Genomic DNA, 21012 nt, shown 5'->3' on the forward strand with positions numbered 1-21012 from the left:
GAGGCGGAGGGGGGAACCCCCCCCCCGGGCCGACTTCCCCCCGCGGCGGTTGCATCACTACCATCGACTCCCACGGTCAAGTCGCCGCAACCGCTGGGGGATCCGTTGACCTCGCACCGTCCGTCCGCCTACGTCGCCGTCACGGCGGCCGCCGTCCTGGGTGCCCTGTACTTCGTGCCCAACGCGTCCGCCAGCGCGGAGCACACGGCGAGCACCACCGCGCAGTCGTCCGCCTCCACCGCCGCCCTGACCAGGTCCGGCACCGGTCAGGAAGAGCATCTGGCGGACACCGGAAGCGTCGACACCACGCCGTACCTGGTCGGCGGTACCGCCTTCCTCGGCCTAGGCGCGGCACTCCTGATCAACGCCGGCCGTCGCGCCCGCGACGTCCACTGAAGTCCCCTCCCGCCCGGTCCCGGCCCGCGGGCCGGGACCGGGCGGGTCCGGGTTTGGGCGGGTCCGGGTTTGGGCTCAGGAGAGCGGGCCGGTCACCGACTCGGCTGCCGCCACCAGGGCGCCGCCGCGCACGAAGTCGTACGCCGCCGCCAGATCCGGGGCCAGGAAGCGGTCCGGACCGGGGCCGCCCACTCCCGCCTCGCGCGCCGCCTTCAGCACCGCCTGGGTCGCCGGGGCGGCCACCAGAACCTCGCTGCCCTGCACACGCAGCTCGACGGCACGGGCGGCGGCCATCAGCTCGACCGCGATGATCCGGGCGAGGTTGTCCACCGACTGCCGCAACTTGCGCGCGGCCGACCAGCCCATCGAGACGTGGTCCTCCTGCATCGCCGAGGAGGGGATGGAGTCCACCGACGCGGGCACCGCGAGCCGCTTGTTCTCGCTGACCAGCGCGGCCTGCGTGTACTGGGCGATCATCAGGCCGGAGTCCACGCCCGGGTCGTCGGCCAGGAAGGCCGGCAGGCCGTGCGAACGGCTCTTGTCCAGCAGCCGGTCGGTGCGCCGCTCCGCTATGGAGCCGAGGTCGGCGGCGGCGATGGCCAGGAAGTCCAGCACATAGGCGACGGGCGCGCCGTGGAAGTTGCCGTTGGACTCCACGCGTCCCTCACCCGCGGTGTCGCCGAGGAGGACGACCGGGTTGTCGACGGCGGCGGCCAGCTCGCGGTCGGCCACCGTCATGGCGTGCGCCACGGTGTCCCGGCCCGCGCCGGCCACCTGCGGGGCGCAGCGGATCGAGTACGCGTCCTGCACCCGCGGGGCGTCGTCCTGGTGGTGCCCGGTGAGCCCCGAGCCGGCGAGCACACGGCGCATGTTCTCGGCGCTGGCCGCCTGACCGGGGTGCGGGCGGATCGCGTGCAGCTCGGGCGCGAGCACCTTGTCGGTGCCCAGCAGCGCCTCCAGCGACAGCGCGGCGGTGACGTCGGCGGCGGTGAACAGCCGGCGCAGGTCCTCGATGGCCATGACGAGCATGCCGAGCATGCCGTCGGTGCCGTTGATGAGGGCCAGGCCCTCCTTCTCGCGCAGCTCGACGGGCTCGATGCCGTGCTCGGCCAGCAGCTCGGCGGCGGGGCGCACGACACCGTCGGGGCCCTCCGCCTCGCCCTCGCCCATCAGCACCAGCGCGCAGTGCGACAGCGGCGCCAGGTCGCCGGAGCAGCCCAGGGAGCCGTACTCGTGGACGACGGGGGTGATGCCCGCGTTGAGCAGCGAGGCCATCGTCTCCGCGACGACGGGACGGACCCCGGTGCGTCCGGAGGCCAGGGTCTTCAGCCGCAGGAACATCAGCGCGCGCACGACCTCGCGCTCCACACGCGGGCCCATGCCGGCGGCGTGCGAGCGGACGAGGCTGCGCTGCAGCTGTGCGCGCAGCTCGGGGCTGATGTGCCGCACCGCGAGCGCGCCGAAGCCCGTCGAGACCCCGTACACCGGCTCCGGTTTCGCCGCCAGGGCGTCCACGACCTCGCGGGCCGCGGCGATCCCGGCCAGCGCCTCCGCGGACAGCTCCACCCGCGCACCGTCGCGGGCCACCGCCAGCACATCCTCCGCCGTGACCCCGTGGGCCTCGACCACCACGCTATGCATACCCATATTCACGAACCCTACGGACTGTATCGCTACCTGTCACGTGCCGGACGGACCTCTTCCGCGCAGCCCGGGCGCCGACGGGGCGGGGACTTCCGGGCTCTGCTCCTGACGCCGGCCACCCGGCTGCCCGGCCGCCGCTCAGTCCCGCCCGCGGAAGCGGCGCCGCTCCACGTCGGGGCCCGCGGGCTGGTCGGCCAGGCGGACCACCGGGTCCTCGGGCGCCCCACGCCCGGCGACCACCGGCTCCACCGAGTGCAGCGCCTTCGCCCGGTACTGGGCCGCGTCCGCCAGCCGGAACAGCCGGCGCCCCGAGGCCACCACGCCGATCTCGGCGTCCGTGGACGCCACCCCCACCGCCACCCCGTCGCCCAGGCCCAGCCACTTGGCGCGCACGCACAGCTCCTCGGCGACCGCCACGACCTCCTCGGCGCTGTGCCCGACCGAGAGCAGGCAGAACTCGTCGCCGCCCAGCCGCGCCACCAGGCTGCCCTCCAGGGCGGACCCGCACAGCGACAGCACGGAACCGAAGCCGACCAGCAGCCGGTCGCCGACGGCGTGACCGAGCTGGTCGTTGACCCGCTTGAGCCCGTTGAGGTCGCAGACGACCAGGCTCACCGGGGTCCCGTCGGCACGGTGCCGCTCCACCGCCTCCTCCAGCCGCTGGTCGACGGCCCGCCGGTTGGCCAGCCCGGTCAGCGGGTCGCTGAAGGCCAGCCGGCGCACCTCCGCCAGCCGTTCGGTCTGGGCGATCCCGGCGGCGGTGAGGGTCGCCAGCACCGTCGCGAACTCGGCGTCGTCCCGGTCGAAGACCGGCCGTCCGGCGCCCCGGGCGACGTACAGCTCCCCCCAGGCGAGCCCGTGCAGCATGATCGGCGCGATGACGCAGGAGGTGCGGCCCCGCCGCCGCAGCGTGGCCACCCGCTGGTGGCAGTAGGCACCGCCACGGCCCGGGCACGGACCCTCGGCGGTCTCGATCCAGGCGTGCGGCTCACCGCCCTCGGTCCACTTGGCGTGCAGGAACTCCACGATCTCCGGGAAGTCCGCGACCGAGTACACCTCCTCGGCGGGTTGCGGCTCCTCCCCCGGCGCCAGGTCCCCGTCGTTGACCAGGACCCGCAGCCGTCCCCGGTCGCGCTCCCAGCGGGAGATCGCCGCCATGGAGCCGCCTAGCGCGACCCGTGCCGAGGAGGCGGCGCCGACGGCCGCCTCCATCGGCGACTTCGCCGCCGCCACCGCCCGCGCGAGTTCGGCGACGGCGCGCAGTCGAGCGTCCCCGCCGGTGCCGTTCATGCGCCCGTCTCCTGTCGCAGCCAGCAGATCTTCCTACCAGTCTGCGACAGTCGCACGGCCCCGCACGTCACGCGGCGGCGGCACGGTCGTGTCCCCGCTCAATCACTCACCCGGCCACACCGGGTCGCGCTTCTCGTTGAACGCCGCGACGCCCTCGGCACGATCCCCGGAGAAGGCCACCGCCCGCCACGCCGCGTCCTCCACATCCAGCCCGGTCCGCAGATCCGCCCCCTGCCCCAGACGCAGCGCGCGCTTGGCCGCCCGCAGCCCCACCGGGGAGTTGGCCGCGATCGTGGCGGCCAGTGCCAGCGCCTCCACGCGGTCCTGGCCCTCCTCCGCGAGCACGTCCACCAGCCCCAGCGCCAGCGCCTCCGCCGCGGGCACCCGGCGACCGGTGAAGACCAGCTGCGCCGCCCGCGCCGCACCCACCCGGCGCGGCAGCAGCTGCGTGCCGCCACCTCCGGGGATCACACCCACCGTGACCTCGGGCAGCCCGACGACGGCCGTGGGGTCAGCGACGATCACGTCGCACGCCAGGGCCAGCTCGTACCCGCCGCCGAGGGCGAAGCCGTGCACCGAGGCCACCGAGGGCATCGGCAGCTCCAGCACGCCCGTGTAGGCGGCCCGCGTGTGCGGGCGCTGCCGCGCGAGGTCGGCGTCGGTGAAGGAGTTGCGCTCCTTGAGGTCGGCGCCCACGCAGAACGCCCGCTCATGGGTGGAGGTGAGCACGACGCAGCTGACCGAGCGGTCCGCGGACAGCGCCGCGCACGCCTCGGTGAGCGCCCGGGCCATGTCCGTCGAGATGGCGTTCATCGCCTTGGGCCGGTCCAGCACCAGTTCCGCCACCCGCCCGGCGTCACCGTGCCTGCGTACCGCCACCCACTCGCCAAACCGCTGCTCGGTCATCGCGCCGCCACCTCCGGGTCGCCGTTAACGATCGTGAACGTCGACGGCCAGCGTAGTGGCCGCGCCCGCTCAGCCGCCCCGGCGGTTCAGCAACCAGGGCTCGACCACGCCGAGACCGCGCACCGGCCGCCGCCACATCGGCTGCAGACCGAAGCGGTACTTCTCCTCCGACCCGGGCTCGAGCTCCGCCTCCGACTCGGGCGCCTCGCCCGCCGCGACGAGCGCCTGCGCCAGCTCACCGTCCACCAGCACCGCATTTCGAGGCGCTATCGAGGTCAACCGGCTCGCCAGGTTCACCGTGGTGCCGGCGCCGGTCTGGCGCCGTCGACGACCGCGAACCCCGACCACGATTTATTAGTGGCCGCGCCCGCTCAGCCGCCCCGGCGGTTCAGCAACCAGGGCTCGACCACGCCGAGACCGCGCACCGGCCGCCGCCACATCGGCTGCAGACCGAAGCGGTACTTCTCCTCCGACCCGGGCTCGAGCTCCGCCTCCGACTCGGGCGCCTCGCCCGCCGCGACGAGCGCCTGCGCCAGCTCACCGTCCACCAGCACCGCATCCCGAGGCGCTATCGAGGTCAACCGGCTCGCCAGGTTCACCGTGGTGCCGAAGACGTCGCCCATGCGGGTCGTGACGGTGCCGAAGGCCATGCCGACCCGCAGCGCCGGCATGGTCTCGTCCCCGTTCATCGTCTCGATGAGCCGCATGCCGATCTCGGCGGCCGTGCCGGCGTCGTCCGCGACGAACAGCACTTCGTCGCCGAGGGTCTTGATGAGCCGTCCGCCGTGCGCGGCCACCTGGTCGGCGGCCGTGGTCTCGAACGCCTCCACCAGCTCGCCGAGTTCCTCCTCCTCCAGCCGGCGGGTGAGCCGCGTGAAGCCCACCAGGTCCGCGAAGCCGACGGCGAGCCGGCGGTCCACCGCCTCCTCGTCGTCCGAGCGGACGACCCGGCTGGTGGCGGCGGCGAGCTGCCGGCGCCACACGTACGTCAGGAACTCCTCCAGCTCCGGCAGCAGCAGCTCGACCAGCGGGTAGGCCACCTCACCGCGGGTCATGCCCGGTTCGGGCGGCTCGGTCAGCTCCTCCAGGAAGGAGTCGGTCTGCCACTCGGCCAGCCGGGCCGTGGTCTGACCGGTGGAGCGCGCGACCTGGATCGCCGTGCTCTCGCTGATCAGTCCCGCCTCGACCAGACCGGCCAGCCGCCGCAGCGCCAGGACGTCGGCCTCGGTCAGCGCGCGGGCCTGGCCTATGTCGGCGAAGCCCATCGCGCGCCAGAACCGGGCGGCGAGGTCCATGGAGACGCCGGCACTGCGGGCCGCCTGGAAAGGGGTGTAGTGCCGTTCGTAGCCGATGATCAGCTGTTCCAGGCGGAGCGCGATCGGGTCCTCTTCGAGGACGTGCCCGCGGGCGGAAGCGCCCCGTTCCTCGGGCTCCTCACGCTCCTCGCGTTCCGGCTGCCCGTCGTCAGGCCCGCCCGGCTCTTCCTGCGGCGGGAGGCCGCTCGCGTCGTCCACGGTCACCGCCCGCCCCCTCCTGGGTCCCTGCGCACCGGCCCTTCCGATCACCGCGCCGGAGGCTGCCGCCTCAACAATACGGCAGGTGTGGCCTGGCTCACTCTCCCGCCGGGCGCACATGGACGACGTCGCCCGCGCCGACCGCCCGCTCGCCCTCGCCGGTCGCCACGACCAGCCGCCCGTCGTCGTCGACCGCCACCGCGCGCCCGGTGATCGTCTCCCCGCCCGGCAGTTCGGCCCGCACGGTGCGGCCCAGCGTCACGCACCCGGCGGCGTACGCCTGCTGCAGCCGGGAGCCGCCCGGCTCGCCGCCGGCGCCCAGCCACTCGCCGTACCAGTCGGCGAGCGAACGCAGCACCGCGCGCAGCAGCGGATCGCGGTCGGTGACCTCGGCCCCGGCGAGCGCGAGTGAGCCGGCGGTCGGGACCGGCAGCTCCGCCTCGCGCAGTGTGACGTTGAGGCCGATGCCGATGACCACGGCGTCGTCGCCGACGCGCTCGGCGAGGATGCCGCCGGTCTTGCGCTCCTCGCCGCCGACCGTGACGAGCACGTCGTTGGGCCACTTCAGCCCGGTGTCCACGCCCGCCGTCCGCGCCACGGCGCTCGCGGTCGCCACGCCGGCCAGCAGCGGCAGCCAGCCCCAGAGCCGGTGCGGAACGGCGGTCGGCCGCAGCAGCACGGAGAAGAAGAGCCCGGAGCGGGCGGGGGCCTGCCAGCGGCGGTCCAGGCGGCCGCGCCCCGCGGACTGCTCCTCGGCGACCAGGACCGCGCCCTCGGCGGCGCCCTGCCGCGCCCGGGCCCCCAGGTCGCTGTTGGTCGAGCCGGTGGAGTCGACCACGTCCAGGTCGGTCCACAGGCTTTCCGGGGTGACGATCGCGCGGCGCAGGGCGGTCGCGTTGAGCGGTGGCCGCTCCAGGTCGGACCAGCGGTTCGAGGTCATGATCCCAGCCTAGGGTCTGCCCCCCGGATCGCCGCGGACGCGGCCCGCCCGGCTCCGGGACGACGCGGCGGCCGGGAAGGCGGACCCTGGGAGTGGGTGTGTCCAACGCCGCACTGACCACGCAGCATCCGCGCGGTTACGCTACGGAAACAGCGTTCTACCCGCCAGTCACATCACACCCCCCAAACGACCCGACGAGAGCAGGAGAGCCGCCCCCCATGGCCGAGCCGGAGATCGACATCCACACCACCGCGGGCAAGCTGGCGGACCTGCGCCGCCGCAGTCACGAGGCGACCCACGCCGGCTCGGCGCGCGCGGTGGAGAAACAGCACGCCAAGGGCAAGCTGACCGCCCGCGAGCGTGTCGAACTGCTGCTCGACGAGGGCTCCTTCGTCGAGCTGGACGAGCTGGCACGGCACCGCTCGACCGCCTTCGGCCTGGAGAAGAACCGCCCCTACGGCGACGGCGTCGTCACCGGCTACGGCACCGTCGACGGCCGCCCGGTGGCGGTGTTCTCCCAGGACTTCACCGTCTTCGGCGGCGCGCTCGGCGAGGTCTTCGGCGAGAAGATCGTCAAGGTCATGGACTGGGCGCTGAAGACCGGCTGCCCGGTCATCGGCATCAACGACTCCGGCGGCGCGCGCATCCAGGAGGGCGTCACCTCGCTCGGCCTGTACGGCGAGATCTTCCGCCGCAACACCCACGCCTCCGGCGTCATCCCGCAGATCTCGCTCATCCTGGGCCCCTGCGCGGGCGGCGCGGTCTACTCCCCCGCCATCACCGACTTCGTGGTGATGGTCGACCAGACCTCGCACATGTTCATCACCGGCCCGGACGTCATCAAGACCGTCACCGGTGAGGACGTCGGCTTCGAGGAGCTGGGCGGAGCCCGTTCGCACAACACCGTCTCCGGCAACGCCCACCACATGGCCGGGGACGAGAAGGACGCCATCGAGTACGTCAAGGCGCTGCTCTCCTACCTGCCGTCCAACAACCTGCAGGAGGCCCCGGCCTACCCGCAGGAGGCCGAGCCGGCGGTCACGGCGCAGGACCTCGAACTCGACACACTGATCCCGGACTCGGCGAACCAGCCCTACGACATGCACCAGGTCGTCGAGCACGTCCTGGACGACGGCGAGTTCCTGGAGACCCAGGCGCTGTTCGCGCCCAACATCGTCACGGGCTTCGGCCGGATCGAGGGCCACCCGGTCGGCGTCGTCGCCAACCAGCCGATGCAGTTCGCCGGCTGCCTGGACATCAACGCCAGCGAGAAGGCGGCGCGCTTCGTGCGCACCTGCGACAGCTTCAACATCCCCGTCCTCACCTTCGTCGACGTCCCCGGCTTCCTGCCCGGCACCGACCAGGAGTGGAACGGCATCATCCGGCGCGGCGCCAAGCTGATCTACGCGTACGCCGAGGCCACGGTGCCGCTGATCACCGTCATCACCCGCAAGGCCTTCGGCGGCGCCTACGACGTCATGGGCTCCAAGCACCTCGGCGCCGACCTCAACCTGGCCTGGCCGACTGCCCAGATCGCCGTCATGGGCGCCCAGGGCGCGGTCAACATCCTGCACCGCCGCTCCCTGGTCGAGGCGGGCTCCCCGCAGGAGGCCGACGCGCTGCGCGCCCAGCTGATGCAGGAGTACGAGGACACCCTGCTCAATCCCTACACCGCCGCGGAGCGCGGCTACGTCGACACGGTCATCCTGCCCTCGGAGACCCGCCTGCACCTGGTGAAGGCGCTGCGCACGCTGCGCAACAAGCGCGAGAGCCTGCCGCCCAAGAAGCACGGCAACATCCCCCTGTAAGGAGCGCGCCCACTCATGGTGATCAAGGTCGAACGGGGCAACCCGACCCCCGAGGAGCTGGCGGCCGTCGTGGCCCTCGTCCAGGCCCGGGCCGCGGCGGCCGCGCGGCCCGCCGACGGTCCGCCCGCGGCCGACGAGTGGGCGTCCCCCGCCCGGAACGTCCCCCTCGGGGTGCCGCGCCCGGCGCCGGCGTCCTGGCGCTCCACCTACTGGCCGCACTGACCCGCCTGCCGACCGCGCCGGCCCGCGCCGGACGCCGGGCCGGTCCGGGGCGGCTTGGGACGTCCTGGCTGATCAAGGCGGTCTGCCCGCGCCTGAGTATCCGTACTCAGGCGCGGGCGTCCGCCAGGGCGCAACCTGGACGGCATGCTGTGGTCAGACCCGTCCGAGGAACCCCCCGACGAGATGCGGCAGGCGCAGGCGATGCTGCGCCGCGCGATGCTCCTGATCGCCGTCGCCGTCGTCCTGGTCACCGCCCTGGTGGCCTGGCACGGCTGACTACGATGGCGCACATGACCGACAGCAGCCGCACCCCCCGTCCGCTCGTCCTCGCCTCGGCCTCCCCCGCGCGCCTGGGGCTGCTGCGGCAGGCCGGCCTCGACCCGCGGGTCGTCGTCAGCGGTGTGGACGAGGACGCGATCAGCGCGGACAGCCCCGCCGAGCTGGCCCGGGTGCTTGCCGAGGCCAAGGCCTCCGCGGTCGCCGCGGGGCTCCGCGACGCCGAGGTCGTCATCGGCTGCGACTCCGTCCTGGATCTGGACGGCCAGGCCCTGGGCAAGCCCGTCGACGCCGAGGACGCCACGGCCCGCTGGAAGTCCATGCGCGGCCGCCACGGGGTGCTGCGCACCGGGCACTGCGTCATCGATCTCGCCACCGGCCGCCGGGTCTCGGCGACCGCCTCCACCACGGTGCGGTTCGGCACCCCGGACGACGCCGAGATCGCGGCCTACGTCGCCTCGGGCGAGCCGCTCCACGTGGCCGGCGCGTTCACCCTGGACGGCCGCTCGGCGCCGTTCGTCGAGGGCATCGAGGGCGACCACGGCAACGTCATCGGTCTCTCGCTGCCGCTGCTGCGCCGTCTGCTCGCCGAGCTGGACCTGCGCATCACCGACTTCTGGGTCTGATCCGACCGCCCGGCGCCGGGCGGCCCGGCATCGGGCCCGGCCCGGCCGGTTCGGCCCGGCTCACACCGCCGCGGGGGCGACGGGCGGCGGGGGTGTGCTCCCGTCGGGCGCGTCGCGCCGGACGGCTTGCGGCGTCTGCCCTGCGTAGAGCACGAGGGTGAGCACCACGAACCCCAGGACGACCATCATCACCGCGTACGCGGCCCAGCCCACGGGGGCGGCCAGCGCCGCGCCCAGGACCCCGTGGGTCACCGCGCACAGCAGGAGGGCGATCCGTCCGACGCGGCCCGGGGCCCGGTCGCGGCGCGCCATCCGCACGAGGACGGCCGCGCATGCGATGAGGAAGAGCGCCATCGCCACACCGGCCGCCCAGGCGCCCGCCGCCATCGCGCCCGGGTCGAGCCCGGCCAGGGACATCTGCTGGTGGCGCACGGCGATGCCCATGATCCAGTGGACGAGGGCGAAGCCCAGGGCCTCCAGGACCAGCACCACGGCCGCCGCCGCGGCGACACTTCTGCGCACTGCGCCTCCCCGTCCCAGGCCCCTATTACCGGCGGTATTCCCCGAGGCGCACGCTACTAACGGGTAGAAGATGCGGCAAGAGTCCGCGCGGCACCACCCGTATGGGGCGCAAGTCCGGCAAAGATTTACCCGGGCCTTCGTGGAGTTCCCACAAAAACAGTGCCCCGTCGGTCACGGTGGAGGGCGGTGACCGGGCCCACACCGCTGGGCTCCAAGCACCGGGATAAAGAGGGCTTTACCGTAGGAAGCCAAGGCATCCGGGTCCCGATGCGGGGCCCGAATCACCCTCCGTGTGGGCAAGCTCACCCCCAGGGGTGCCTCGGCACGAAGTGTCGCCAGTACCTAAACTCTGCTTGTTTCAAGGAGGGAGCCATCGTGCGCAAGGTGCTCATCGCCAACCGCGGTGAAATCGCAGTCCGCGTCGCCCGTGCCTGCCGGGATGCCGGGATCGCCAGCGTGGCCGTCTACGCGGAGCCCGACCGGGACGCGCTGCATGTGCGCGTGGCCGACGAGGCGTACGCGCTGGGCGGTGACACTCCGGCCACCAGTTACCTGGACATCTCCAAGGTCCTGACGGCCGCGGCCGAGTCCGGGGCCGACGCCGTCCACCCCGGCTACGGCTTCCTGTCGGAGAACGCCGACTTCGCCCAAGCCGTCCTGGACGCCGGGCTCACCTGGATCGGCCCCCCGCCGCAGGCCATCCGCGACCTCGGCGACAAGGTCGCCGCGCGGCACATCGCCCAGCGCGCCGGAGCCCCCCTGGTCGCCGGCACCCCGGACCCCGTCTCGGGCGCCGAGGAGGTCGTCGCCTTCGCGCGTGAGCACGGTCTGCCGATCGCGATCAAGGCCGCCTTCGGCGGCGGCGGACGCGGCCTGAAGGTCGCCCGCACGCTGGAGGAGGTCCCCGAGCTCTACGAGTCGGCCGTCCGCGAGGCCGTCGCCGCCTTCGGCCGCGGCGAGTGCTTCGTCGAGCGCTACCTCGACCGCCCGAGGCACGTGGAGACCCAGTGCCTGGCGGACACCCACGGCAACGTCGTGGTCGTCTCCACCCGTGACTGCTCCCTGCAGCGCCGCCACCAGAAGCTGGTGGAGGAGGCCCCCGCGCCCTTCCTGACCCCGGAGCAGAACGCCCAGCTCTACGCGGCGTCCAAGGCCATCCTCAAGGAGGCCGGCTACGTCGGCGCCGGCACCTGCGAGTTCCTCGTCGGCACCGACGGCACCATCTCCTTCCTGGAGGTGAACACCCGTCTGCAGGTCGAGCACCCGGTCACCGAGGAGGTCACGGGCATCGACCTGGTCCGCGAGATGTTCCGCATCGCCGACGGCGAGGAGCTCGGCTACGACGACCCGCCGATGCGCGGCCACTCCTTCGAGTTCCGCATCAACGGCGAGGACCCGGGCCGGAACTTCCTGCCCGCCCCCGGCACCGTCACCCGTTTCGATCCGCCGACCGGACCCGGTGTCCGGCTGGACGCAGGCGTCGAGGCCGGCAGCGTCATCGGCCCGGCCTGGGACTCCCTGCTCGCCAAGCTCGTCGTCACCGGCGCCACCCGCCAGCAGGCCCTGCAGCGCGCCGCGCGCGCCCTCGCCGAGTTCCAGGTCGAGGGCATGGCCACCGCCATCCCGTTCCACCGCGCGGTGGTCGCCGACTCGGCGTTCGCTCCCGAGGTCTACGGCGAGACCGGTCCCTTCACCGTCCACACCCGGTGGATCGAGACCGAGTTCGTCAACGACATCAAGCCCTTCGCCGCCCCGGCCGACGCCGAGGAGGACATCGAGTCCGGCCGCGAGACCGTGGTGGTCGAGGTCGGCGGCAAGCGCCTGGAGGTCTCCCTGCCCGCTTCGCTGGGCATGACCCTGGCCCGTACCGCCGCCGCCGGCGGCGCCCGCCCCAAGCGCCGCGCCGCCAAGAAGGCCGGCGCGGCCGCCTCCGGCGACTCCCTGACCTCCCCGATGCAGGGCACCATCGTCAAGGTCGCCGTCGAGGAAGGCCAGCACGTCAACGAGGGCGACCTGGTGGTGGTGCTCGAGGCGATGAAGATGGAGCAGCCCATCAACGCCCACCGCTCCGGCACCGTCAAGGGCCTCACCGCGGACATCGGTTCCTCCGTGTCCTCGGGCGCTCTCCTCTGCGAGATCAAGGACTGACCTCTCCCTCGCGGACCGCAGCACGAACACCGCGGGTCCCGGCCGCTCGTCCGGCCGGGGCCCGCGGCGTCTCGCCGTCAGGGGCCGGCGGCTACCGCCTGCGCGGGGCCAGGTCGGCGATCCGGGCCGACTGCTGATCCCCGCTCAGAGGGGTGGTGCGCAGCGGTGACATCCCCGACATACCGCCGACCGACTGGCCGGCGGCCCTGGCACGCGGCTCGCCGGGAGCCGCCCCGCCCGCATACGGACCGGAGGGCTGCTGGTGGCGCCGTGGGCCCGGCACGGGCGGCATGTCCCGCCGCTGCCGGCCGTGGGACATCCCGGACTCCGCGGAGTCCGTCGACGCGACGGAGACCTGGACACCGCAGTCGGCCAGGGCCTGGAGCTCCGTGGCGGCGCGGTCGTCGCCGGCCGGCGGCTCGTCCGTGACCAGATGGGTGATCAGGTCGGTGGGCACCGTCTGGAACATGGTGTCCGTGCCCAGCTTGGTGTGGTCTGCCAGGACCACGACCTCCGCGGCCGCCTGGACCAGGGCCCGGTCGACGCTGGCGGAGAGCATGTTGGACGTCGACAGCCCGCGTTCCGCGGTCAGACCCGCCCCGGACAGGAAGGCCCGGGACACGCGCAGCCCTTGCAGCGACTGCTCGGCCCCGCTGCCGACGAGGGCGTAGTTGGAGCCTCGGAGCGTGCCGCCGGTCATGACCACCTCCACCCGGTTCGCATGCGCCAGGGCCTGCGCCACCAGCAGGGAGTTGGTGACGACGGTCAGACCCGGCACCCGGGCGAGCCGGCGCGCCAGCTCCTGGGTGGTCGTGCCGGCGCCGACGACGACGGCCTCGCCCTCCTCGACGAGACCTGCCGCGAGATCGGCGATCGCCGTCTTCTCCGCGGTCGCTAGATGGGATTTCTGCGGGAAGCCGGACTCCCGGGTGAAGCCCCCCGGCAGCACCGCACCGCCGTGCCGGCGGTCGAGCAGTCCTTCTGCCTCCAGCGCCCGCACGTCACGCCGTACGGTCACTTCCGAGGTCTGGACGACGCGGGCGAGCTCGCGGAGCGACACCGCTCCGTTGGCACGCACCATTTCGAGGATCAATTGGCGACGTTCTGCTGCGAACACGAAACTGACAGTAACGCCAATGACCGTCTGCTATCAGCAGTTTGCACCGATTAACAGAAGTTGTTCGCAGAGGCGGACGTGCCGTGCTATATGCATCCCCGGTCACGGTGCCGGGCACGCGCGGACGCGGCCGCCCGGCACGTGCCGCCGCGGATCACAGCTCGCCGGCCGCCTTGCGGGTGGCCAACTGCCGCGCGGATTCGGCGATCGAGCCCGACAGCGAGGGATAGACCGTGTAGGTGTTCGCTATCTGCTCGACCGTCAGATTGTTGTCGACCGCGATCGCGATGGGGTGGATGAGTTCGCTGGCGCGCGGCGAGACGACGACGCCGCCGACCACGATGCCGGTGCCAGGACGGCAGAACAGCTTCACGAAGCCGTCCCTGATGCCCTGCATCTTGGCCCGCGGGTTGCGCAGCAGCGGGAGTTTGACGACCCGTGCGTCGATCAGGCCCGCGTCGACGTCGGCCTGGGTGTAGCCGACGGTGGCGATCTCGGGGTCGGTGAAGACGTTGGAGGAGACCGTCTTGAGGTTGAGCGGGCCGACTGTCTCGCCCAGGAAGTGGTACATCGCGATCCGGCCCTGCATGGCGGCGACCGAGGCGAGCGCGAACACGCCCGTGACGTCGCCCGCCGCGTACACGCCGGGGGCCGAGGTGCGGGAGACCTTGTCCGTCCAGATGTGGCCGGACTCCTTCAGCTTGACGCCCGCGCCCTCCAGACCCATGGCGGCGGTGTTCGGTATCGCGCCGACCGCCATGAGGCAGTGGCTGCCGGTGATCACACGCCCGTCGGAGAGGGTGACCTCGACGCGGTCGCCGACCCGCTTGACGGCCTCGGCGCGGGAACGGGCCATGACGTTCATGCCGCGGCGGCGGAAGACGTCCTCCAGGACGGCGGCGGCGTCCGGGTCCTCGCCCGGCAGGACGCGGTCGCGTGAGGAGACGAGCGTCACCTTGGAGCCGAGCGCCTGGTACGCGCCGGCGAACTCGGCGCCGGTCACGCCCGAGCCGACCACGATGAGCTCCTCGGGGAGCTCCTCCAGGTCGTAGACCTGGGTCCAGTTCAGGATCCGCTCGCCGTCCGGCTTCGCGTCGGGCAGCTCACGGGGGCGGCCGCCCGTGGCGATCAGCACGGCGTCGGCGGTGAGGGTCTCCGTACTGCCGTCGGCCGCCTCGACGACGACGGTGCGGGAGCCGTCGATCGCCTGCATGCCCTCCAGCCGGCCGCGGCCGCGCATCACGCGGGCGCCCGCGCGGGTGACGGAGGCGGTGATGTCGTGGGACTGGGCGAGCGCGAGGCGCTTGACGCGCCGGTTGACCTTGCCGAGGTCGACACCGACGACGCGGGCGGCCTTCTCGGTGGGCGGTGTGTCGTCCGCCACGATGATGCCGAGTTCCTCGTACGAGGAGTCGAAGGTGGTCATCACCTCAGCTGTCGCGATCAGGGTCTTCGACGGGACGCAGTCGGTGAGCACCGAAGCCCCGCCCAGGCCGTCGCAGTCGACGACCGTCACCTCCGCACCCAGCTGGCTGGCCACCAGGGCCGCTTCGTATCCGCCGGGTCCGCCACCAATGATCACGATCCGAGTCACGTACCCCATTGTCCCGCACGCGCCAACTGATCACTTACGGGGGCGGCGTCCCCCTGTCGTACTCTCGTGTCCATGTCGCTCTACGCCGCCTACGCCGGCAACCTCGACGCCCGGCTGATGACGCGCCGCGCCCCGCACTCCCCCCTGCGCGGCACCGGTTGGCTCAGCGGCTGGCGGCTGACCTTCGGCGGCGAGCAGATGGGCTGGGAGGGCGCGCTCGCCACCCTGGTGGAGGACCCGCTGCACCAGGTCTTCGTCGGGCTCTACGACATCGCCCCGGTCGACGAGGAGGCGGTGGACCGCTGGGAGGGCGTCCCACTGGGGATCTACCGGCGCCACATGGTGCGGGTGCACACCCTCGACGGCGACCTGCCCGCATGGATCTACGTCCTCAACGACTACGAGGGCGGACTGCCGTCGGCGCGCTATCTCGGCGAGATCGCGGACGCGGCCGAGTCGGCGGGCGCCCCGCACGACTACGTCATGGAGCTGCGCAAGCGGCCCTGCTGACGGCGTTCGGCACGACCGCGCGCGCCGGAACGCGCGGCAGGGCGCGCGGTGCCGCGGAGGACACCGCGGCAGCGCCGCGTGCGGCACCTCGTCGCACCCCGGATCAGGCCGGCCCGGCCGGGCGCCCATGGCGCGGCGTGACGGCCCTCCCAGGCCCCCGCGCGGGCAGTCAACCGGCGGATTCTCTGAAATTTCGCAGACCGTGACCCGGAGCGTCTACGCGCGTAGGAGATAACCGGCTACTCTCATGCGCGTGAACTCTTCCGCAACTCCCCCCGCCGCCCGCACCCCGCTGGGCGACCCGTACGCCGCCGCCACGGCCGCCGCCGCCCGCCTGCGCGAACTGACCGGCGGCGAGACCCACGACGTCGCCCTGGTCATGGGCTCCGGATGGGTGCCGGCCGCCGACGCCCTCGGCGAGGCCGAGTACGAGTTCGCGGTGACCGAACTGCCGGGCTTCCCGCCGCCCGCCGTGGCGGGACACTCCGGCACCGTGCGTTCCGTGCGGATCGGCGACAAGCGGGCGCTGGTCTACCTCGGCCGCAACCACTACTACGAGGGCCACGGAGTCGCCACCGTCGTGCACGGCGTGCGCACCGCCGTCGCCGCCGGCTGCAAGACCGTCGTCCTGACCAACGGCTGCGGCGGGCTGCGCCCCACCTACCGCCCCGGCCAGGCCGTGCTGATCGGCGACCACATCAACATGACGGCCACCTCGCCGATCGTCGGCGCCAACTTCGTCGACCTCACCGACCTGTACTCGCCGCGTCTGCGTGCCCTGTGCAAGGAGATCGACCCCTCCCTGGAGGAGGGCGTCTACGTCCAGCTCCCCGGCCCGCACTACGAGACCCCGGCCGAGATCAACATGGTGCGGGCCATCGGCGGCGACCTCGTCGGCATGTCCACCGCGCTGGAGGCCATCGCCGCCCGCGAGGCGGGCGCCGAGGTGCTCGGCATCTCCCTGGTGACCAACCTCGCCGCCGGCATGACGGGCGAGCCGCTGAACCACGAGGAGGTCCTGGAGGCGGGCCGCGACTCAGCCGCCCGGATGGGCAGCCTGCTCGCCCAGGTGCTCAAGCGGATCTGACCACCCCGCGCGCGAGTTCGAGGGTGCCCTCACTCTGGTGAGGGAAGGCACCCCACACGGGGAGGTGGGGAGCGGCGCTCGCCGCCGCGGCCGGCTCCGCCGCCCGGCCGGAGGCGACCGTGCCACACGCCCCGCCCTTCCGCCGAGGCACCCGTCACGGCACGACGGGCCGAGGCCAGGCCGACCCGAGCGCGGCGCGGTCGGCACCGAAGACCGAGACATCGCAGGAGATCACGTGGCAAGCGCAAGCGAGAACGCGGAACTGATCCCTCAGGCGCGCACCTGGCTGGCCGAGGACCCGGACCCCGACACCCGAGCCGAGCTCGAGGCCCTGCTCGCGGCCGTCGAGGCCGGTGACACGGCCGCGGCCGACGACCTCGCGGCCAGGTTCGCGGGCACCCTGCAGTTCGGCACGGCGGGACTGCGCGGGGAACTCGGCGCCGGCCCCATGCGCATGAACCGCTCCGTGGTCATCCGGGCCGCCGCCGGTCTGGCCGCCTACCTCAAGGCGCGGGGACAGGGCGACGGGCTGGTCGTCGTGGGACACGACGCCCGCCACAAGTCGGTGGACTTCGCCCGCGACACCGCCTCCGTCATGGTCGGCGCCGGCCTGCGGGCGGCCGTGCTGCCCGGCCCGCTGCCGACACCCGTGCTGGCCTTCGCCATCCGCCATCTCGGCGCGGTCGCGGGCGTCGCGGTGACCGCGAGTCACAACCCTCCGCGCGACAACGGCTACAAGGTCTACCTGGGCGACGGCTCGCAGATCGTCCCTCCCGCCGACGCCGGGATCGCCGAGGAGATCGCCGCGGTCGGCCCGCTCGCCGGCGTGCCGCTGGCCGACGAGGGCTGGGAGACGCTCGGCGAGGAGGTCGTGGAGGCCTACCTGGACCGCGCCTCCTCCGTCGTGGACCGGCACACCCCGCGCGACGTCTCGGTGGTCTACACCCCCCTGCACGGGGTGGGTCGCGATGTGCTGACCGCCGCCTTCGTGCGGGCCGGGTTCCCCGCTCCGCACGTCGTCGCCGAACAGGGCGAGCCCGACCCGGACTTCCCGACCGTCGCCTTCCCCAACCCGGAGGAGCCGGGGGCGATGGACCTGGCCTTCGCCGCCGCCCGGGCGCTCGGCCCCGACATCGTCATCGCCAACGACCCCGACGCCGACCGCTGCGCCGTGGCCGTGCCCGACCGCGCCGCCGCGGGCGGCTGGCGGATGCTGCGCGGCGACGAGGTCGGCGCGCTGCTCGCCACCCATCTGGTGCACCGCCGGGCCATCGGCACCTTCGCGGCCAGCATCGTCTCCTCCTCCCTGCTGTCCCGCATCGCGGCCCGCGCGGGCCTGCCCTACGCCGAGACCCTGACCGGCTTCAAGTGGATCTCCCGGGTGGAGGGCCTGCGCTTCGGCTACGAGGAGGCGCTCGGCTACTGCGTCGACCCCGCGGGGGTGCGCGACAAGGACGGTGTCACCGCCGCCCTGGCCGTGGCGGAGCTGACCGCCGAGCTCAAGGCCAAGGGCCGCACGCTCGCCGACCTGCTGGACGACATCGCCCTGGAGTACGGGCTGCACGCCACCGATCAGCTCTCGGTGCGGGTCGCCGACCTGTCGGTCATCGACGACGCGATGAGCCGGCTGCGCGAGCGGCCGCCCAGCTCGCTGGCCGGACTCTCCGTCGTCACCGCCGAGGACCTCGCCAAGGGCAGTGCGGAGTTGCCGCCCACCGACGGGCTTCGCTACCGGCTGGCCGGCTCCCCGGACGCCGGTGTCGAATCGGCCCGGGTGATCGTGCGGCCGAGCGGCACGGAGCCCAAGCTGAAGTGCTACCTGGAGGTCGTGCTGTCCGTGCCGGGCGCCGACCGGCTGGCAGCGGTCCGCGCGCAGGCAGCCGAGGTCCTGGCGGCCGTCAAGGCCGACCTCGCGACCGCCGCCGGGCTCCCCGGGGACGAGGCCGCGGCACGCCCGTGACCCCGCGGGGTGGCGCCGCCCCGAGCCGGCCCTTCCCGGCGCGGGCGCGGGGCCGCGTCATCCCCGTCCCTGCGGGTGCTCAGCCGATGGGCGAGCACCGCGTCCGGTGCGCGCTCAGCCGATGGCGAGCAGCACAATCAGCACGACCGCACCGGCCACCGCCGGGGCGATCACCTCGAACGCCCAGCGGACCGTGACCTCGCTGGGAGCGCCTTCCCGGCCGCCGTGCCGCTGCGCGAGCTCGCGCAGCTCGTCCACCACGCGGTCGGACCAGGCCCTGGTCGCGTCCTCGGTGCCGGCACGGGACCCCGGGGTCACGCCCGGCTCGCCCCCGGTGGCCGCGCGCGAGGCGGCCCGCGCCGCCCGCTTGCGCGCCCGCATCGACACCGGGATGGCCCACATCTGGTACTTCCTGCCCTCCGCGAACAGCTCGGTCGAGTACCCCGCGCGCAGCCCCTCCACAGCGCCCCAGGACGCGCTGATGGTGCGGAAGGGATTGCGGACCAGGATGCGGTCCTCGCCGGCCCGGACCACCGGGCGCAGGGTGAACGCGACGATCAGCGGCACGATCAGCAGCATCAGCGCGAGGGCCACCCAGGGGGTGTTCCCCGTGCCGCGGACGATCGCGTCGATGCCGAGCCACAGCGTGATGGCGAGCATGAGCGCACCGCCGGCGACACCGGCCGCCGAGCGGAAGGACCGCTCGGCGTACTTCGGCTGCCCGGGGCCGGGCTGCGGTTCGGGGGCGGGGTTCTTGGAGCTCGTCATGAGATCAGATTGTGCCTGACCCCGGAGCTTCGCCGGGCGGCGCGGAGGTTGCGTTAGTGCATCGGCGTCAGCGCTCGCCTACTGGTACGCCTTGTCCTTTCGCGAGTCGTAGACGCGCTTGCCCGCAGCGTCGTAGCCCTGGATGTGGGGCAGGGATTCCTCCGGCGCGGTGAGTATCCCGGTCGCGACGAAGTAGCCGTGGTCGAGCGCGGCCTGCTGCGTGACGCCGCCCCAGGAAACGGTGACCTTGGCGACCCCGGGGTCGACCGTGCCGATGCTGCCCCAGCGGAAGGGAAGCTTGATGGGCAGCCGCGGTCCGGTGGCGCCGTACTCCTTGTAGAGCTGGTAGCCGTTGTCGTCCGGCACGACGGGCCCACGGCCCGCAGCGCCGTCCGCTCCGACACTGCTGCCGACACTGCCCGCCTCCCCGTTCTTGTCCGTGCAGATCAGACGGACGGGGTTGCCGTCCACGGTTGCGACCGCCACGACGCGGATGCCATCGCCCGGGGAGTTCTCGTCACCTGAGGCGTTCAGCGCGAGTATCACGCGGTAGTCCTCGGCGTTCCCGTAGTCGCGTGCGAAGGGGAACCCCTTGGGTCGGTGTTCCCCGCTGTACGCGAGGCACCTCCCCAGTACCTCGGCCGCCTGCTCCATCGTGATCCCGTCGGCCAGCTGCCCCGGTGTCGCCGGGCCCGCGGGCCCGCCGGGCGACGCGCTCGTCCGCCCCGGGGCGGACGAGTGCGACTCGGCGGCGCTCGCCGGCGCCGACAGGCGGGTGTCATTCGCGGGCTGGGCAGCGTCTGGCTGGTAGTGCATCGCGATGGCCGTGCCGGGCACCGCGACCAGCGCCGCCAGCCCCGCCCCCGCGGCGAGCACCCGGCGTCTGCGGCTCGTCCTGCCGTGCCGCACGATCGTGGCGTAGGGCGCCTCGCCCGTGCGCAGCACGTCCGTCTGTTCCTCGAGGAGCTCGCGCAGCCGCGCCTCGAACTCCGTGTCACCGTCCGCGGGGCCGTGCCCCGGCGTGTTCCCCATGTCCCTCATCAGGCTCCTCCTCCGACCTTCGCGTCCTTCGCCATGCCCCACGGCCCCGTCCCAGCGCTCGCCCCAGCCCCGGGCCCCGCGGCCGCCCCGGCGCCGACGGGCTCCGCAGCCGGCACGGCCGTGCCCAGCCGGGCCCGCAGCTTGGCCAGGCCCCGGGCCGCCTGGCTCTTGACCGTGCCGGCCGAGCAGCCCAGCACGTGGGCCACCTCGGTCTCCGACAGGTCGTCCCAGTACCGCAGCACGACCACGGCCCGCTGCCGTGCGGGCAGCTCACCGAGCGCCGCCAGCAGCACCTCGCGCTGCGCCACCCGCGCGGTGGGGTCGGCCCCCGCACCTTCGGGCGGTATGTCTGTGAGCCGTTCGGCCACGCGTTTCTTGCGGAAGCGGTCCTTGTTGCAGCTGATCAGGATCCGCCGCACATACGCGTCCGGATTGTCGCTGCGCTGCACCCGCCGCCAGGACCGATAGGCCTTGGCCAACGCCGTCTGCGCCAGGTCCTCGGCGTGATGCCCGTCACCTGTGAGCAGATAGGCGGTCCTGACCAGATGGGTCCATCTGGCGCGGACGTAGCCTTGGAATTCCGCCTCGTCGTCTGGATTCATCGATGACCCCCTTCACCCACCAGACCACCGGTTCCGCCGAT

20 protein-coding genes and 1 pseudogene are annotated in these 21012 nt (G+C 73.4%); 9 read left to right on the forward strand and 12 right to left on the reverse strand.

Annotated elements, in window-relative coordinates:
* Positions 1-105 precede the first annotated feature (105 nt).
* A complete protein-coding gene (locus ACRWND_RS12935; RefSeq protein WP_431948866.1) occupies positions 106-396 on the forward strand; it encodes a hypothetical protein in 291 nt (96 codons plus the stop codon).
* Between the two features lie 75 nt (positions 397-471).
* Here ACRWND_RS12935 and hutH read toward each other — a convergent pair whose 3' ends face one another.
* The 6 genes and pseudogenes from hutH to ACRWND_RS12965 all read right to left on the reverse strand — a co-directional run bounded on the left by hutH (position 472) and on the right by ACRWND_RS12965 (position 6690).
* Entirely contained in the window at positions 472-2037 is a 1566-nt protein-coding gene (gene hutH, locus ACRWND_RS12940; RefSeq protein ID WP_431948938.1) for a histidine ammonia-lyase, read from the reverse strand.
* Positions 2038-2178: 141 nt separating this feature from the next.
* Complete coding sequence (locus ACRWND_RS12945) at positions 2179-3330, reverse strand: diguanylate cyclase domain-containing protein (protein WP_431948867.1); 1152 nt, start codon at positions 3328-3330, stop codon at positions 2179-2181.
* A gap of 102 nt (positions 3331-3432) precedes the next feature.
* Positions 3433-4236, reverse strand: coding sequence for an enoyl-CoA hydratase/isomerase family protein (locus ACRWND_RS12950; protein ID WP_431948868.1), 804 nt, complete (start codon positions 4234-4236; stop codon positions 3433-3435).
* Positions 4237-4305: 69 nt separating this feature from the next.
* Positions 4306-4542, reverse strand: a pseudogene (locus ACRWND_RS12955) (adenylate/guanylate cyclase domain-containing protein); the annotation flags it as partial.
* A gap of 65 nt (positions 4543-4607) precedes the next feature.
* On the reverse strand, positions 4608-5756 hold the full coding sequence (locus ACRWND_RS12960; RefSeq protein ID WP_431948869.1) for an adenylate/guanylate cyclase domain-containing protein: 1149 nt from the start codon (positions 5754-5756) through the stop codon (positions 4608-4610).
* 91 nt (positions 5757-5847) lie between these two features.
* Positions 5848-6690 (reverse strand): biotin--[acetyl-CoA-carboxylase] ligase, encoded by an 843-nt coding sequence (locus ACRWND_RS12965; RefSeq protein WP_431948870.1) that lies wholly within the window; start codon positions 6688-6690, stop codon positions 5848-5850.
* A gap of 218 nt (positions 6691-6908) precedes the next feature.
* Here ACRWND_RS12965 and ACRWND_RS12970 point away from each other — a divergent pair, with 218 nt between their 5' ends.
* The 4 genes from ACRWND_RS12970 (at position 6909) to ACRWND_RS12985 (ending at position 9622) form a co-directional block, all read left to right on the forward strand.
* Positions 6909-8498 carry an acyl-CoA carboxylase subunit beta gene (locus ACRWND_RS12970; protein WP_431948871.1) on the forward strand — a complete coding sequence of 530 codons (1590 nt, stop codon included), beginning with the start codon at positions 6909-6911 and terminating at the stop codon, positions 8496-8498.
* A gap of 15 nt (positions 8499-8513) precedes the next feature.
* Positions 8514-8720: an acyl-CoA carboxylase epsilon subunit gene (locus tag ACRWND_RS12975; protein WP_431948872.1), complete on the forward strand. Its 207-nt coding sequence runs from the start codon at positions 8514-8516 to the stop codon at positions 8718-8720.
* Between the two features lie 144 nt (positions 8721-8864).
* Positions 8865-8996: a morphogenic membrane protein MmpB gene (gene mmpB / locus ACRWND_RS12980; RefSeq protein ID WP_431948873.1), complete on the forward strand. Its 132-nt coding sequence runs from the start codon at positions 8865-8867 to the stop codon at positions 8994-8996.
* A gap of 14 nt (positions 8997-9010) precedes the next feature.
* Entirely contained in the window at positions 9011-9622 is a 612-nt protein-coding gene (locus ACRWND_RS12985) for a nucleoside triphosphate pyrophosphatase (RefSeq protein ID WP_431948874.1), read from the forward strand.
* Positions 9623-9682: 60 nt separating this feature from the next.
* Here ACRWND_RS12985 and ACRWND_RS12990 read toward each other — a convergent pair whose 3' ends face one another.
* On the reverse strand, positions 9683-10144 hold the full coding sequence (locus ACRWND_RS12990) for a hypothetical protein (RefSeq protein ID WP_431948875.1): 462 nt from the start codon (positions 10142-10144) through the stop codon (positions 9683-9685).
* A 375-nt stretch (positions 10145-10519) separates the two neighbouring features.
* Here ACRWND_RS12990 and ACRWND_RS12995 point away from each other — a divergent pair, with 375 nt between their 5' ends.
* Positions 10520-12292, forward strand: a complete 1773-nt coding sequence (locus tag ACRWND_RS12995; protein WP_431948876.1) for an acetyl/propionyl/methylcrotonyl-CoA carboxylase subunit alpha — start codon at positions 10520-10522, stop codon at positions 12290-12292.
* Positions 12293-12383: 91 nt separating this feature from the next.
* On the opposite strand, the gene ACRWND_RS13000 is transcribed toward ACRWND_RS12995, so the two are convergent.
* Both ACRWND_RS13000 and ACRWND_RS13005 read right to left on the reverse strand, forming a co-directional pair.
* Complete coding sequence (locus ACRWND_RS13000; RefSeq protein WP_431948939.1) at positions 12384-13373, reverse strand: DeoR/GlpR family DNA-binding transcription regulator; 990 nt, start codon at positions 13371-13373, stop codon at positions 12384-12386.
* Between the two features lie 190 nt (positions 13374-13563).
* Positions 13564-15012, reverse strand: coding sequence for an NAD(P)H-quinone dehydrogenase (locus ACRWND_RS13005; protein WP_431948877.1), 1449 nt, complete (start codon positions 15010-15012; stop codon positions 13564-13566).
* A 63-nt stretch (positions 15013-15075) separates the two neighbouring features.
* Here ACRWND_RS13005 and ACRWND_RS13010 point away from each other — a divergent pair, with 63 nt between their 5' ends.
* From ACRWND_RS13010 to ACRWND_RS13020, 3 genes are all read left to right on the forward strand, one after another.
* Positions 15076-15513: a gamma-glutamylcyclotransferase gene (locus tag ACRWND_RS13010; protein ID WP_431948878.1), complete on the forward strand. Its 438-nt coding sequence runs from the start codon at positions 15076-15078 to the stop codon at positions 15511-15513.
* Positions 15514-15766: 253 nt separating this feature from the next.
* Positions 15767-16600, forward strand: a complete 834-nt coding sequence (locus ACRWND_RS13015) for a purine-nucleoside phosphorylase (RefSeq protein ID WP_431948879.1) — start codon at positions 15767-15769, stop codon at positions 16598-16600.
* A gap of 235 nt (positions 16601-16835) precedes the next feature.
* Entirely contained in the window at positions 16836-18560 is a 1725-nt protein-coding gene (locus tag ACRWND_RS13020) for a phospho-sugar mutase (RefSeq protein WP_431948880.1), read from the forward strand.
* Between the two features lie 114 nt (positions 18561-18674).
* Here ACRWND_RS13020 and ACRWND_RS13025 read toward each other — a convergent pair whose 3' ends face one another.
* From ACRWND_RS13025 to ACRWND_RS13035, 3 genes are all read right to left on the reverse strand, one after another.
* The gene (locus tag ACRWND_RS13025; RefSeq protein WP_431948881.1) at positions 18675-19328 is read right to left on the reverse strand and encodes a PH domain-containing protein; all 654 of its coding nucleotides are present in this window, start codon (positions 19326-19328) and stop codon (positions 18675-18677) included.
* A 78-nt stretch (positions 19329-19406) separates the two neighbouring features.
* Positions 19407-20369, reverse strand: a complete 963-nt coding sequence (locus ACRWND_RS13030; RefSeq protein WP_431948882.1) for a hypothetical protein — start codon at positions 20367-20369, stop codon at positions 19407-19409.
* A complete protein-coding gene (locus ACRWND_RS13035) occupies positions 20369-20971 on the reverse strand; it encodes a SigE family RNA polymerase sigma factor (RefSeq protein ID WP_431948883.1) in 603 nt (200 codons plus the stop codon). The genes ACRWND_RS13030 and ACRWND_RS13035 overlap by 1 nt, the downstream gene beginning before the upstream one ends.
* Positions 20972-21012: the final 41 nt, after the last annotated feature.

Source organism: Actinacidiphila sp. bgisy167, from assembly GCF_965342175.1.
Taxonomy (GTDB): domain Bacteria; phylum Actinomycetota; class Actinomycetes; order Streptomycetales; family Streptomycetaceae; genus Actinacidiphila.

Bases quoted from the DNA above. Each gene is read 5' to 3' on its own strand.
- ACRWND_RS13005 (WP_431948877.1), bottom strand. From the start codon at position 15,012: ATGGGGTACGTGACTCGGATCGTGATCATTGGTGGCGGACCCGGCGGA.
- ACRWND_RS12950 (WP_431948868.1), bottom strand. From the start codon at position 4,236: ATGACCGAGCAGCGGTTTGGCGAGTGGGTGGCGGTACGCAGGCACGGT.
- ACRWND_RS12970 (WP_431948871.1), top strand. From the start codon at position 6,909: ATGGCCGAGCCGGAGATCGACATCCACACCACCGCGGGCAAGCTGGCG.
- ACRWND_RS13025 (WP_431948881.1), bottom strand. From the start codon at position 19,328: ATGACGAGCTCCAAGAACCCCGCCCCCGAACCGCAGCCCGGCCCCGGG.
- ACRWND_RS12975 (WP_431948872.1), top strand. From the start codon at position 8,514: ATGGTGATCAAGGTCGAACGGGGCAACCCGACCCCCGAGGAGCTGGCG.
- ACRWND_RS13035 (WP_431948883.1), bottom strand. From the start codon at position 20,971: ATGAATCCAGACGACGAGGCGGAATTCCAAGGCTACGTCCGCGCCAGA.
- ACRWND_RS13010 (WP_431948878.1), top strand. From the start codon at position 15,076: ATGTCGCTCTACGCCGCCTACGCCGGCAACCTCGACGCCCGGCTGATG.
- ACRWND_RS13030 (WP_431948882.1), bottom strand. From the start codon at position 20,369: ATGAGGGACATGGGGAACACGCCGGGGCACGGCCCCGCGGACGGTGAC.
- mmpB (WP_431948873.1), top strand. From the start codon at position 8,865: ATGCTGTGGTCAGACCCGTCCGAGGAACCCCCCGACGAGATGCGGCAG.
- ACRWND_RS12985 (WP_431948874.1), top strand. From the start codon at position 9,011: ATGACCGACAGCAGCCGCACCCCCCGTCCGCTCGTCCTCGCCTCGGCC.
- ACRWND_RS12945 (WP_431948867.1), bottom strand. From the start codon at position 3,330: ATGAACGGCACCGGCGGGGACGCTCGACTGCGCGCCGTCGCCGAACTC.
- hutH (WP_431948938.1), bottom strand. From the start codon at position 2,037: ATGCATAGCGTGGTGGTCGAGGCCCACGGGGTCACGGCGGAGGATGTG.
- ACRWND_RS13000 (WP_431948939.1), bottom strand. From the start codon at position 13,373: ATGGTGCGTGCCAACGGAGCGGTGTCGCTCCGCGAGCTCGCCCGCGTC.
- ACRWND_RS12965 (WP_431948870.1), bottom strand. From the start codon at position 6,690: ATGACCTCGAACCGCTGGTCCGACCTGGAGCGGCCACCGCTCAACGCG.